The sequence below is a fragment of the Pseudomonas sp. Z5-35 genome, from assembly GCF_051131945.1.
GTDB lineage: Bacteria > Pseudomonadota > Gammaproteobacteria > Pseudomonadales > Pseudomonadaceae > Aquipseudomonas > Aquipseudomonas marvdashtae.
Genome location: NZ_CP071640.1, coordinates 3956428 through 3970158 on the forward strand (window position 1 = coordinate 3956428; position 13731 = coordinate 3970158).

Genomic DNA, 13731 nt, shown 5'->3' on the forward strand with positions numbered 1-13731 from the left:
TTGATCACGTCCGCCCCAAGACCCACTCAACGAATCCCGGCCAACAACACCCGGGCGGTCTCTTTGAGCGGTTCATCGCCCTCTTCCAGCAACTCTTCGAGCAAGGTGATGGCGCTCTTCAGGTCGCCCTCATCGATACAATTCTGCGCTTCTTCCAATTTGAGCGAGTGTTCCGGCGGCGGTTCGAAGGAGACCGGTTCGAGCGACAACGGCTCAAGCCTCATCGGTTCCAGCTCCAGCGACTGTTCTTCATCGGCAAATCCGTCGAGGAAATCATCGTCCAGCGATTCGGTTTCCAGCGGCGCGCCCCATTGCAGGTCGGGCTCGTCGAATCCCGAGAGCGACAACGTCTCGGTCCTGGCGGACGGCGGCGTCTGTGGCCCGGCGGACATCGGTTGGGCATCGCCCAGGTCCCAGCTGTTTTCCAGGGCGAGCCCGTCGAGCTTCAGTTCGAATTCGTCGCCGGCTTCGGGGGCTGGTTCAGGTGTCGGTGGAGGCTCCGGTGCCTGGATCTCTGCCGGCGCCTCGATCGGCGCGTTGATCACCGCAACCTTGGGATAGCGCTTGCGGATCTCTTCCAGCGCTTCGTGATCGACGCCCTGGGCCAACAGGTGATTCTCCTGCGCCTGGAAGCCGATGACATCACCTTGCTTACCCAGTACCTCCAACAACTTCAGGCCGAGGTCGGTGCGCCCCGGCTCCGCCAGCAATGCAGCGCGCAGCAGCCCAGCGGCTTCGGTGAAACGGCCATAGGTCAGGTAGATGCCCACGCCTTCGAGCACATCGCCCAACGGAGCATCGCCGTTATGGAACGACGCGGCGCCCTCGGGTCGCTCGGCGTCGGCGGCTTCTGCATAGGTCTCGGTGTCATCGTCCACCGTCAGGTCGGGACGACCCTGCATCGGCTCGGGGCTGGCCAGTTCCTGCTGTTGCCGGCGACGGAGAAAAAGCAACAGCGTAAGCAGCCCTAGCAGCCCCACCAGTCCCGTCATCCACAACCAGTCGATGCCCTCGCCTTGCGCGACCGGCACTGCGTCGACGAATGGCTCTGCCTCAACCGCCGGAGCGAATTCGTCGGGTTCCGAGGCTGACGATGGTGACGCATCGGCCGGCGGCGTGGCTTGGGTCAGTTGCGCTTGCAGATCGCTGATCTGCTGCCGCTGGGCAGCAATTTCCTCATCCTGGGCCTGGATCCGGGCCTGCAGTTGCTCGATGGTCTGCTGTTGCTGCTGGCTTTGCAGCACGCTGGTCGCCAATTGCTCGGCGTTGTTGTCAGGCGCGACGGAGGCCGCGGCCGGGCTGCGTTCGGCGGGCGGCAATATCGCAGAATCCGGTAACAACAAGCGCTGGCCGATTGAGAGCCGCTCGCTACCGGGATTGAGCGCCTGGATCCCCTGCATCAGCTCGTTGACCGACGCATTGCTGCCGGCATCATGCAGGCGCTTGGCGATGATCCACGGGTTATCGCCCTGCACGACGGTGTAGCGCTTGCCTTGTGTCGCTGGCGGCGGCTTGCTGGCAGGCTTTGCCTCGGCGGGGGTGGACGGCTCGTCGCGGAGGGGCACGATACCCGGCGTTCCCGGCGGATCGATCAGCACGGTGTATTCGCGCAGCAGGCGTCCGTTGGGCTGGTTGAGCTGCACGAGGAAATTGAGGAAGGGTTCTTCGACCGGTTTGCTGGAAGTGACCCGAATGAAACTGCGCCCGCCGCGCAGCACCGGCGTGAAGCGCAGGTTACTGAGAAAGAACACCCGCTCTACGCCAGCACGACTGAAATCGTCCGGACCCGCCAGGCTCGCGGACAAGTCACCTTCACTGAGGCCGGCCGCGTCGACCAGGGCGATATCGGCGCGCAACGGCTGGTTGAGCGCGGAATGAAGCGTAATCTCACCCAGGCCCAGCGCCGACGCCAAGGCCGGAAAACCGAGGGCACCCACGACGATCGACACGTTGATCCAACTGCGCAACGTGGACTTCAGACTTTCAAGCATGGGCATCCTTTTGATTCACTAACCAGTACGAAACGCTTCCAATACGAACGCTCCCTACTGGTTATAGTTCGCTAACGGCCGAATCTCAAAAGTCTGGCGCCGGGGATATGCCTCAGGATTTTTCCAGGTTGGCCAGGATCGTGCCGTGGACGCGCATGCATACCCGCATGTCCTCCTCATCGACGCCTTCGAACAATTCCCGGCGCAACTGGGTGGCAATGGTTTCGATTTGCTCGATCAACGGCAGCGCCGGTGCGCAGAGTACGATTTTCTTGGCCCGACGGTCCTCAGCGACCGCTTGGCGCTGCACCAGTCCCTGGGTTTCCAGACTGTCGAGCAAACGGGCCAGGGTCGGGCCTTCTACGGCAACGCTCTGGGCCAGTTCGCGCTGGGTCGGCGCCTGTTCGAACCGGGCCAGGTGCAGCAGCACCAGCCAGCGTGCCTGGGACAGGCCCAGCCCGGCCAGGCGGCGGTCCAGCTCGGCGCGCCAGCCGCGGGACATCTGTGCCAGCTGCATGCCAAAACGGTGTTGATCGGTCAAGGGCATAAAAAACTCATCGGATCTGAAATAGAGAAAAACTAATTATTAGTCAGCTAAGCATGAGCTTTGGATTCAGGCAAGGCTGGCACTGTAGTGAATCGTTAAAGGAATGTAACTGACTGATCAGACTTCGAATTCCGATTGCAGTGCGGCCCTGACGCAATACAAGACGCCTTCCGGGACCCGACCGGTAAACAGCGCGGCCACTTCCGATACCGGCGGCAGTTCGCCTTCGCCATCGAGAAAAGCGTCCTGCACTTCGCCCATCAGTTCCTCGGGCAGGTCCAGCGCCTGCTCCAACGACAGCTGTTGTTGGCCAATGGCCTCGGCCAGCATCGTGTAGACGTTTTTTTCCGAACATTGCAATTGCCCCGCGATCTGCATCGGGGTCATGCCAGCCCTGGCCAGCGTGATGAGTTCGTGACGTACATCGGCGACTGCCGGGGGTGCCTCGACTTCGCCGCCGAGCACCTGCAGGAAGGCCTCGCCATAACGCTCCAGCTTGCGTGCGCCGACGCCGCTGACCCGGGCCATCTCCGCCAGGGAAGTCGGTTGGCTGCGGAGCATTTCGAGCAACGTGGAATCGGGGAAAATGACATACGGCGGCACACCGTGTTCCTCGGCCAGCTTGCGGCGCAGGGCACGCAAGGCTTCCCACTGATCGCGCTCCTCGCCGCGCACCAGTTGGCTGGCCTGGCTCTTGCTGCTCTTGACCGCCGTGGCGGGCTTGAGGTCACGGCGCAACTCGAGGGTGACCTCGCCTTTGAGCAACGGCCGGCAGCTCGCGCTCAAGCGCAGGCCGCCGTAGCCTTCCAGGTCGATGTCCGCCAGGCCACGTGCAACGAGCTGTCGGAACAACGACCGCCACTCGCTCTCGCTGCGGGCCTTGCCCACGCCGAATACCGAAAGGTGCTGGTGGCCGAAGCTGCGCACTTTTTCGTTGTCCTTGCCCAGCAGCACGTCCACCAGGTGCCCCACGCCATAACGCTGGCCGGTGCGATAAATCGCCGACAGGGCCTGGCGCGCCGGTTCGGTGGCGTCCCAGGTTTCCACGCCATCGACGCAGTTGTCGCAATGCCCGCAAGGTTGCGGCATGTCTTCATCGAAATAGGCCAGCAAGGTCTGGCGACGGCAGCGGGTTTCTTCGCAGAGCGAAAGCATCGCGTCGAGCTTGTGTTGCTCCAGCCGTTTGTGGCGCTCATCGCCTTCAGAGTTCTGCAACATCTGCTTGAGCATCACCACGTCTTGCAGGCCGTAGGCCATCCAGGCATCGGCCGGCAGCCCATCGCGGCCGCCACGCCCGGTTTCCTGATAGTACGCCTCGAGGGACTTGGGCAAGTCCAGGTGTGCGACAAACCGCACGTTGGGCTTGTCGATGCCCATGCCGAACGCCACGGTGGCGACCATGATCAGGCCTTCCTCATTGAGGAAGCGCTTCTGGTGATAGGCGCGCAGGTCGTTGGGCAGGCCGGCGTGGTAAGGCAATGCGGGAAAACCCTGTGCGCTCAGGAACGCTGCTACTTCCTCGACCTTCTTGCGCGACAGGCAGTAGACGATGCCGGCGTCGCTGCGCCGCTCGGCAAGGAACGCCAGCAACTGCTTGCGCGGCTGCTCCTTGGGCACGATGCGGTAGAAAATGTTCGGCCGGTCGAAACTCGAGAGGAACCGCTCGGCGTTCTGCAGATGCAGTCGTTCGACGATTTCTTCACGGGTACGCTTGTCGGCGGTGGCGGTCAGGGCGATGCGCGGCACATCGGGAAACAGTTCGGCCAGTTGCCCCAGCTGCAAGTACTCGCGGCGGAAATCATGACCCCATTGCGACACACAGTGCGCTTCGTCGATGGCGAACAGGGCGATTTCCAGGCTTTGCAAAAACGCCAGCATGCGCGGTTGCACCAGGCGCTCCGGCGCCAGGTAGAGCATTTTCACTTCGCCGCGCTTGATCCGCGCCGCCAGGTCCCGCTGCTGTTCGGCACTGAGGGTGGAGTTCAGCGCAGCGGCAGCGACACCGAGTTCTTCAAGGGTAGCCACCTGGTCATCCATCAAGGCGATCAGCGGCGAAACCACCACCGCCAGGCCATCGCGCAACAGCGCCGGGACTTGGAAGCACAAGGACTTGCCGCCGCCGGTGGGCATGAGCACCAACGCATCGCCACCGCTGGCAACGCGCTCAATAATGGCACCTTGGCGGCCACGGAAACTGTCGTAGCCGAAGATGTCCTTGAGGACGCGTTGAGCCTGTTCGAGCATAGAAACTCCAAAATCACCGAATCATCCCTGCAAGGCTGGTTCAGAATCCAAAAAACGCACCGACAAATCGTAAGTGTGCGTTTCGAACCGGCCGGGCACCGCAGGGCATCACAAAACGCGGCAGTATACCCGAGCCCTTCGTTGCAAAGGGGGCCGCTGACAAGAGGTGTGGAGTTCGGTCATGCCCGTGGCATCAAGCGGCCGCCCCGGCGTCGGCCCGTAGCTGCAATGCCTCTACTGCCCTGATCGCGACCTGTTCGTCGACATCCGACACATCGCCACTGATCCCAATGGCGCCCAACACCTTCCCGTCCTGATCTCGAATCAACACCCCGCCGGGTGCCGGCACGATATTGCCCTGCCCCAGCCCGTTCAGTGCAGCAAAAAATGCCGGGCGCTGCTGGGCGTCCTGGGCCAGAAGGCGTGAGCCTTTGCCCAACGCGATGGCGCCCCAGGCCTTGCCGATGGCGATTTGTGGGCGCAGCAGGCTGGCGCCGTCTTCCCGTTGCAGGGCAATCAGGTGCCCGCCACTGTCCAGAACCGCGACGGTCAGGGGCGCGGCGCTGATTTCACGACCTGCGGCAAGGGCTTGCACCGTCAGGTTGACGGCGACTTTCAGGGTCAGAGCGTTCATGGATGCGATCCTTCTCGGTTATGTAAAGAACCAAATAGAACACAACAAACAGCTATTTTGTATACAATAATTTCGATAGAACGTAGATTACTTCGGAAAACCTGGCTATATGGCGTCTTTCGATGAATGAAACAGCTGCTTGAGGAAATGCATTGACCTGCGCCGCTCGCTCTGAATACACTTCGACCAGAAGCCACTTGTATACAATTACAAAACGTAAGAGGCACAAAACCATGAGCAAAATGAGAGCAATCGAAGCCGCCGTCCTGGTGATGCGTCGTGAAGGCGTGGACACCGCCTTCGGCATCCCGGGTGCTGCGATCAACCCGCTGTACTCTGCCCTGCAAAAGGTTGGCGGCATCGATCATGTCCTCGCTCGCCACGTTGAAGGCGCCTCGCACATGGCCGAGGGTTACACCCGGACCAAGGCTGGCAATATCGGCGTCTGCATCGGCACTTCCGGGCCGGCCGGCACCGACATGGTCACCGGGCTCTACAGCGCTTCGGCCGACTCGATCCCGATCCTGTGCATCACCGGGCAAGCACCCCGCGCCCGCATGCACAAGGAAGATTTCCAGGCTGTGGATATCACCAGCATCGTCAAGCCAGTGACCAAGTGGGCGACCACCGTCCTGGAGCCGGGCCAGGTGCCCTACGCATTCCAGAAGGCGTTCTTTGAAATGCGCTCAGGCCGTCCGGGCCCGGTGCTGATCGACTTGCCGTTCGATGTGCAGATGGCCGAGATCGAATTCGACATCGACGCCTACCAGCCGCTGCCCCTGGCCAAACCTTCGGCCAACCGCGTGCAGATCGAGAAAGCCCTGGCGATGCTGGATCAGGCCGAGCGCCCATTGCTGGTCGCCGGTGGCGGCATCATCAACGCCGATGCCAGTGACCTGCTGGTGGAATTCGCCGAACTGACCGGCATCCCGGTCATCCCGACATTGATGGGCTGGGGCACGATCCCCGACGATCACCCGCTGATGGTCGGCATGGTCGGCCTGCAAACCTCGCACCGCTACGGCAACGCAACGTTGCTCAAGTCGGACGTGGTGCTGGGCGTAGGCAACCGCTGGGCCAACCGTCATACCGGCTCGGTGGATGTCTACACCGAAGGCCGTACGTTCATTCATGTGGACATCGAACCGACCCAGATCGGCCGGGTATTCACCCCCGACCTCGGCATCGTTTCCGACGCCGCCTCGGCCCTGACCGTGTTCCTCGAAGTAGCCCGCGAGTGGCAAGCCGCCGGCAAGCTGAAGGACCGCAGCGCCTGGCTCCAGGATTGCCAGCAACGCAAGGCCAGCCTGCAGCGCAAGACCCATTTCGACAACGTGCCGGTCAAGCCGCAACGCGTCTACGAGGAAATGAACCAGGTGTTCGGCAAGGACACTTGCTACGTCAGCACCATCGGCCTCTCGCAGATCGCCGGGGCGCAGTTCCTCCACGTCTACAAGCCGCGCCACTGGATCAACTGCGGCCAGGCCGGCCCCCTGGGCTGGACCATCCCGGCCGCGCTGGGGGTGGTCAAGGCCGACCCAAGCCGCAAGGTCGTGGCGCTGTCGGGCGACTATGATTTCCAGTTCATGATCGAAGAACTGGCGGTGGGCGCGCAGTTCAAGCTGCCGTACATCCACGTCGTGGTGAACAACTCCTACCTGGGCTTGATCCGCCAGGCCCAGCGCGGTTTCGACATGGATTATTGTGTGCAACTATCGTTCGACAACCTCAACGCGCCGGAACTCAACGGTTATGGCGTGGACCACGTCGCCGTGGCAGAGGGCCTGGGCTGCAAGGCGTTGCGGGTATTCGAACCCTCTGGCATCCAGCCTGCACTGCGCAGGGCACAGGAAATGATCGAGGAATTCAAGGTACCGGTGATCGTCGAGATCATCCTGGAGCGGGTGACCAATATCTCCATGGGCACCGAGATCAACGCCGTCAATGAGTTTGAAGACCTGGCGCTGGTGGGCAACGATGCACCGACCGCCATTTCGTTGCTCGATTAGCCAGTTGATCGTTCCTGCGCCCGCGTGGGAACGATCAGAAACAACCTTACTTACAGGAGACCACCATGCCGCGTTTCGCCGCCAACCTGTCCATGCTGTTCACCGAGCAGGATTTCCTCGCCCGTTTCGAAGCGGCCGCCAAGGCCGGTTTCAGTGGTGTCGAGTACCTGTTCCCCTACGACTACAGCTCCGCCGAACTCAAGGCCCTGCTCGACGCCAATGGCCTGACCCAGGTGCTGTTCAACCTGCCGGCCGGCGACTGGGCCAACGGTGAGCGCGGCATCGCGTGCCTGCCGGACCGGGTCGAGGAGTTTCGCGCCGGCGTCGACCTGGCGATTGCCTATGCCAAGGTGCTGGGCAATACCCAGGTCAATTGCCTGGCCGGGATTCGTTCGCAGAAGTGCGACGCAGCGCTGGCGGAAAAAACCTTCGTCGCCAACCTGAAACATGCCGCCGAGAAGCTCCAGGGCGCCGGCATCAAGCTGGTGATGGAAGCCATCAACACCCGCGACATCCCGGGTTTCTTCCTGAACAACACCGCCCAGGCCCTGTCGATCCGTGAACAGGTGGGCAGCGCCAACCTATTCCTGCAGTACGACATCTATCACATGCAGATCATGGAAGGCGACCTGGCCCGGACGCTGTCGGCGCACCTGGGCGGAATCAACCATGTGCAGCTGGCAGACAACCCAGGCCGCAACGAGCCGGGCACGGGCGAAATCAACTACCGCTTCCTGTTCGAACACCTGGACCGCATCGGCTACCAGGGTTGGGTCGGCTGCGAATACAAGCCACTGACCACCACCGAAGCGGGATTGGGCTGGCTGAAAACCCACAACGCGATCTGACCCGACAGCGCTCTTGTGAGACCCGGGACATTTAAATAAGAGAGGATTTCACCATGGCTAAAATCGGATTCATCGGCACCGGCATCATGGGCCACCCCATGGCCCTGAACCTGCAAAAGGCCGGTCACAGCCTGTTCCTGTCCCAGCACCACGACGCCGCCCCCGCCGACCTGGTGGCCGGTGGCGCGGTGGCGTTGGCCAACCCGAAGGAAGTCGCCCAGGAAGCCGAGTTCATCATTGTGATGGTCCCGGATACCCCGCAGGTCGAAGACGTGCTGTTGCGCGCCGACGGCGTGGCGGCCGGCGTGGGCGCGGGCAAAGTGGTGATCGACATGAGTTCGATCTCGCCCACCGCCACCAAGGCGTTTGCGGCGAAGATCAACGAGAAAGGCGCGCAGTACCTCGACGCCCCGGTGTCCGGCGGTGAAGTCGGCGCCAAGGCCGCGACCCTGAGCATCATGGTCGGTGGCGACAGCGCCGCCTTCGAGCGCGCCCTGCCGCTGTTCCAGGCCATGGGCAAGAACATCACCCTGGTCGGCGGCAACGGCGATGGCCAGACCGCCAAAGTGGCGAACCAGATCATCGTTGCGCTGAACATCCAGGCAGTGGCCGAAGCCCTGCTGTTCGCCTCGAAGAACGGCGCCGATCCGGCCAAGGTCCGCGAAGCGCTGATGGGCGGTTTCGCCTCGTCGAAGATCCTCGAAGTACACGGCGAGCGCATGATCAAGGGCACCTTCGACCCGGGCTTCCGTATCAGCCTGCACCAGAAGGACCTGAACCTCGCGCTGCAAGGCGCCAAGGAACTGAACATCAACCTGCCCAACACCGCCAACGCCCAACAAGTGTTCAGCACCTGCGCGGCCATCGGCGGCAGCAACTGGGACCATTCGGCGCTGATCAAGGGCCTGGAACACATGGCCAACTTCTCGATCCGAGAAAAATAAGCCCTGCCGCGCCACCCGCGGGGGCGGGTTCGCTCGCTCCCCACGGGCCTGCATCACACCCATAATAAAAATCGGGAGCCCGCCATGTCGGTCGATCCGCAACAATTGCTCCGCGAGCTGTTCGCCACAGCCATCGACGCGGCCCATCCGCAGCAAGTCCTCGAACAATACCTGCCCGCTGACCGCAGCGGCCGGGTGATCGTCATCGGTGCTGGCAAAGCTGCGGCGGCCATGGCGCAGGTGGTTGAGCGTTGCTGGCAGGGCGAAGTCACCGGCCTGGTGGTGACCCGCTATGGCCACGGCGCGCCCTGTCAGAAAATCGAAGTGGTCGAAGCCGCCCATCCGGTGCCGGACGCCGCAGGCCTGGAAGTGGCCGGACGGGTACTCGAACTCGTGAGTAACCTGAACGAAGACGACCGGGTGATTTTCCTGTTGTCCGGGGGCGGCTCCGCGTTGCTGGCGTTGCCCGCTGCCGGCATCACCTTGGCTGACAAGCAATCGATCAACAAAGCCCTGCTCAAATCCGGCGCCACCATTGGCGAGATGAACTGCGTGCGCAAGCATCTGTCGGCGATCAAGGGTGGGCGGCTGGGCAAAGCCTGCTGGCCGGCGACGGTCTACACCTACGCAATTTCCGATGTGCCGGGCGACTTGGCCACCGTCATCGCCTCCGGCCCCACCGTGGCCGACCCCAGCACGTCGGCCGACGCCCTGGCGATCCTCAAGCGCTACGACATCGACGTACCGGCCTCGGTGCGCGCCTGGCTGGAAAGCCCCGAGTCGGAGACCGTCAAGCCCGGCGACCCAAGCCTGGCCCGCAGTCATTTCCAACTGATCGCCCGCCCGCAACAATCGCTGGAAGCCGCCGCGGTGAAAGCCCGCCAGGCCGGTTTCAGTCCGCTGATTCTGGGCGACCTGGAAGGCGAATCCCGGGAGGTGGCGAAAGTCCACGCCGGCATCGCCCGACAAATCGCCCAACACGGCCAGCCCTTGGCAGCGCCGTGCGTGATCCTGTCCGGCGGCGAAACCACGGTCACCGTTCGTGGCAATGGCCGTGGCGGACGTAACGCCGAATTTCTCCTGAGCCTGACCGACAGCCTCAAGGGCTACCCCGGCATCTATGCGCTGGCGGGCGACACCGACGGCATCGACGGGTCCGAAGACAACGCCGGCGCGCTCATGACCCCGGACAGCTATCGCCGCGCCGCCGAACTGGGCCTGAGCGCCAGCGACGAATTGGATAACAACAACGGCTACGGCTACTTCGCCGCCCTGGATGCGTTGATCATCACCGAGCCGACCCGCACCAACGTCAACGACTTCCGCGCCATCCTGATCCTCGAGAACCCAAAAAATGACGCCTGACAAGAAGGTCAAGATCCTCGCGACACTAGGCCCCGCCACCCGCGGGATCGATGACATTCGTGAACTGGTGCAGGCCGGCGTGAACATCTTTCGCCTGAACTTCAGCCACGGCGACCACGCCGACCACGCCCAGCGCTACCAGTGGATCCGCGAAGTCGAGCGGCAGCTCAATTATCCACTGGGCATCCTGATGGACTTGCAAGGGCCGAAACTGCGGGTCGGCAAATTTGCCGACGGCAAGGTGCTGCTGCAACGAGGCCAGGCCTTGCGCCTGGACCTGGATCCAACGCCGGGGGATCAACGTCGGGTGAACCTGCCCCATCCGCAAATCATTGCGGCGCTGGAGCCCGGCATGGACCTGCTGCTGGACGACGGCAAGCTGCGCCTGCGGGTGGTCGCCCGACACGCCGACGCCATCGACACCGAAGTGCTCAATGGCGGCGAATTGTCGGACCACAAAGGCGTGAACGTGCCACAAGCCGTGCTGGACCTGAGCCCGCTGACCGCCAAGGATCGCCGCGACTTGAGCTTCGGCCTGGAGCTGGGCGTGGACTGGGTGGCGCTGTCGTTCGTGCAGCGCCCCGAGGATATTCGCGAAGCGCGCGCCCTGATCGGCAACCAGGCGTTCTTGATGGCCAAGATCGAGAAACCCTCGGCCGTCGCCCAGTTGCGGGAAATTGCCGAGTTGAGCGACGCAATCATGGTTGCCCGCGGTGACCTGGGTGTCGAGGTGCCGGCCGAGAGCGTGCCGCAGATTCAGAAAAACATCATCGGCACCTGCCGCGCCCTCGGCAAACCGGTGGTTGTCGCAACGCAGATGCTTGAGTCGATGCGTTTTTCCCCGGCGCCGACCCGCGCCGAGGTCACCGACGTCGCCAACGCCGTGGCCGAAGGCGCCGATGCGGTGATGCTGTCGGCGGAAACGGCTTCGGGCGACTATCCCCTCGAAGCCGTGCAGATGATGAGCAAGATCATTCGCCAGGTGGAAAGCGGCCCGGACTACCAGGCGCAGTTGGATGTCAGCCGGCCGAAAGCCGAGGCCACGGTGTCGGACGCGATCAGTTGCGCGATCCGTCGGATCAGCAACGTGCTGCCGGTGGCGGTGCTGGTGAATTACAGCGAATCGGGCAGTTCCAGCTTGCGGGCGGCGCGGGAACGGCCAACGGTGCCGATCCTCAATCTGACGCCGAATCTGCAGGCAGCGCGCCGCCTGACCGTGGCGTGGGGTGTGCACTCGGTGGTCAACGACCGGTTGAAACAAGTGGACGAAGTCTGTTCCACCGCCTTGGAAATCGCCCAGGCCCAAGGCATGGCCCAGCGCGGCGACACCTTGCTGATCACCGCGGGCGTGCCGTTTGGACAGCCGGGGTCGACCAATTCGCTGCGTATCGAGACATTGATCTGATTTTCCGTGGCGACTGGGCCACGGCCCTGCTCAACGGCTTCAGTCAGATTTTCCTCCAGCGTCATCCGCTGTGCGGCTTGCTGTGCCTGCTGGCCATTCTGCTGACCGCGCCCGCCTTGCTCGGCGGTGCGCTGCTGGGCGGCGTGGCGGGTTTGTTGACTGCGCAGCGACGCGGTTATGCCAAGGAACATCGGCAGGCCGGGCTGTTCAGCTACAACGGCATCCTGTTGGGATTACTGCTGAGCCTGATATTTCCCTGGTCGGTTTTGCTGCCACTGTTGATCATCGCCAGCGCAGGTCTCAGCGCGATGTTGACCCAACAATGGCTCAAGCGAACCCCAGGCCCACGCTGCCTGCCGGCCTATACTGCGCCTTTCGTCGGGTTTGGCTGGCTGCTGCTGGGTTTTGCCCCGCAGGCGCCCGCGCCCACGTCGCTGGAAATGACCTCCCTCTCTTTGCTGGCCGCCCCTTTGAACGGTCTCGGACAGGTGATGTTTCTCGACCATCCGCTCGCCGGTGCGCTGATCGCCATCGGTTTGCTGATTGCCAACCGTCGCGCCGCTGCCTGGGCGCTGTCCGGTTCGGTCGCGGGCCTGGTTTTCACCGGGTTGCATCAAGACTCTCTGCAAGCCCTGTCCGGACTGGGCGGCTACAACCCGGCGCTGGTCGCCGTGGCGCTGAGCCAACAGCGCGGTCAGCCATGGAAGCCGCTGGCAGGCATCCTGCTGGCGGTCCTCCTCACGCCGGGTTTCGCGGCGCTGGGCCTGGCACCGCTGACAGCGCCCTTCATCCTCGCGTGCTGGCTGGTGCAGGCGACCGGGCGGCTGTGGCATCAGGCCAGCCTCGACACTGCGCCTTGCACTCTGCGGGGCAATCACCCTAGGCTTCGCTGAATATCGATCAGGCGAAGGTTATGGACAGCAGCAACAATTGGCGTGAACGCCTCTACGTGATCATTTTCCAGACCGACACCGTGGCCGGCCGGCGCTTCGACAGCGCGCTGCTGCTGATCATCCTCGCCAGCCTGGTGATCGTGATGCTCGACAGCATCGACAGCGTGCACAAGAACTACGCCACGCTGCTGGCCGCCATCGAATGGGGCTTCACGTTCATCTTCATCGTCGAATACGGCTTGCGCCTGTACTGCTCGCCAAAGCCGCTGCGCTACGCGTTCAGTTTCTACGGGCTGGTGGATTTGCTGGCGATCGTGCCGGGCATCCTCGCGCTGTACTACAGCGATGCCCAATATCTGTTGATCGTGCGGATCATCCGCATGCTGCGGATTTTCCGGGTGCTCAAGCTCAGCCCGTACCTCAAGCAGGCCAACTACCTGTTGGCCGCGCTACGGGGCAGCAAGCAGAAAATCATCGTGTTCCTGGTCAGCGTATCGACTCTGGTCACGGTGTTTGGCACGCTGATGTACGTCATCGAAGGCCCCGAGCACGGCTTCACCAGCATTCCCAAGGGAATCTATTGGGCTATCGTGACATTGACCACGGTGGGCTTCGGCGACATCGTGCCGAAAACCCCGTTGGGCCAAGTGGTTTCATCCTTGGTGATGATCACCGGTTACTCGATCATCGCCGTGCCCACGGGGATTTTCACCGCCGAGCTGGCCAACGCCATGCGCGGCGACCAGCTCCAGCACAACTGCCCGGTGTGCAGTAAAAACAACCACGAACATGGCGCCGCCTTCTGCTCCCGTTGTGGCAACGCGCTGTTCAAGAAATTGGAATAAGTAAAG

General features: G+C 62.7%; 11 protein-coding genes. 7 read left to right on the top strand and 4 right to left on the bottom strand.

The window, feature by feature from the left end; all coding sequences use genetic code 11:
- Window positions 1-26: 26 nt before the first annotated feature.
- The 4 genes from J3P95_RS18030 to J3P95_RS18045 form a co-directional block, all read right to left on the bottom strand.
- Window positions 27-1991, bottom strand: a complete 1965-nt coding sequence (locus tag J3P95_RS18030) for a FimV/HubP family polar landmark protein (RefSeq protein WP_434580242.1) — start codon at window positions 1989-1991, stop codon at window positions 27-29.
- A gap of 112 nt (window positions 1992-2103) precedes the next feature.
- Window positions 2104-2538 (bottom strand): MarR family transcriptional regulator, encoded by a 435-nt coding sequence (locus J3P95_RS18035; protein ID WP_434558133.1) that lies wholly within the window; start codon window positions 2536-2538, stop codon window positions 2104-2106.
- A 117-nt stretch (window positions 2539-2655) separates the two neighbouring features.
- Window positions 2656-4782, bottom strand: a complete 2127-nt coding sequence (gene recQ, locus J3P95_RS18040) for a DNA helicase RecQ (protein ID WP_186637267.1) — start codon at window positions 4780-4782, stop codon at window positions 2656-2658.
- A gap of 193 nt (window positions 4783-4975) precedes the next feature.
- Window positions 4976-5416 (bottom strand): GlcG/HbpS family heme-binding protein, encoded by a 441-nt coding sequence (locus J3P95_RS18045; RefSeq protein WP_434558134.1) that lies wholly within the window; start codon window positions 5414-5416, stop codon window positions 4976-4978.
- A gap of 233 nt (window positions 5417-5649) precedes the next feature.
- Between J3P95_RS18045 and gcl the strand changes: the two genes are divergently transcribed.
- The 7 genes from gcl to J3P95_RS18080 all read left to right on the top strand — a co-directional run bounded on the left by gcl (window position 5650) and on the right by J3P95_RS18080 (window position 13725).
- Window positions 5650-7425 carry a glyoxylate carboligase gene (gene gcl, locus J3P95_RS18050; protein ID WP_434558135.1) on the top strand — a complete coding sequence of 592 codons (1776 nt, stop codon included), beginning with the start codon at window positions 5650-5652 and terminating at the stop codon, window positions 7423-7425.
- A gap of 65 nt (window positions 7426-7490) precedes the next feature.
- On the top strand, window positions 7491-8273 hold the full coding sequence (gene hyi / locus J3P95_RS18055; protein ID WP_434580239.1) for a hydroxypyruvate isomerase: 783 nt from the start codon (window positions 7491-7493) through the stop codon (window positions 8271-8273).
- 53 nt (window positions 8274-8326) lie between these two features.
- Window positions 8327-9217 (top strand): 2-hydroxy-3-oxopropionate reductase, encoded by an 891-nt coding sequence (locus tag J3P95_RS18060; protein ID WP_434580237.1) that lies wholly within the window; start codon window positions 8327-8329, stop codon window positions 9215-9217.
- An 84-nt stretch (window positions 9218-9301) separates the two neighbouring features.
- A complete protein-coding gene (locus J3P95_RS18065) occupies window positions 9302-10582 on the top strand; it encodes a glycerate kinase type-2 family protein (RefSeq protein WP_434558138.1) in 1281 nt (426 codons plus the stop codon).
- On the top strand, window positions 10572-11987 hold the full coding sequence (gene pyk / locus J3P95_RS18070) for a pyruvate kinase (RefSeq protein WP_434580235.1): 1416 nt from the start codon (window positions 10572-10574) through the stop codon (window positions 11985-11987). Before J3P95_RS18065 ends, pyk begins: the two co-directional genes overlap by 11 nt.
- Window positions 11978-12880 (top strand): urea transporter, encoded by a 903-nt coding sequence (locus tag J3P95_RS18075; protein ID WP_434581177.1) that lies wholly within the window; start codon window positions 11978-11980, stop codon window positions 12878-12880. The genes pyk and J3P95_RS18075 overlap by 10 nt, the downstream gene beginning before the upstream one ends.
- Window positions 12881-12900: 20 nt before the next feature.
- Window positions 12901-13725 (top strand): ion transporter, encoded by an 825-nt coding sequence (locus J3P95_RS18080; protein WP_434558140.1) that lies wholly within the window; start codon window positions 12901-12903, stop codon window positions 13723-13725.
- Window positions 13726-13731 lie beyond the last annotated feature (6 nt).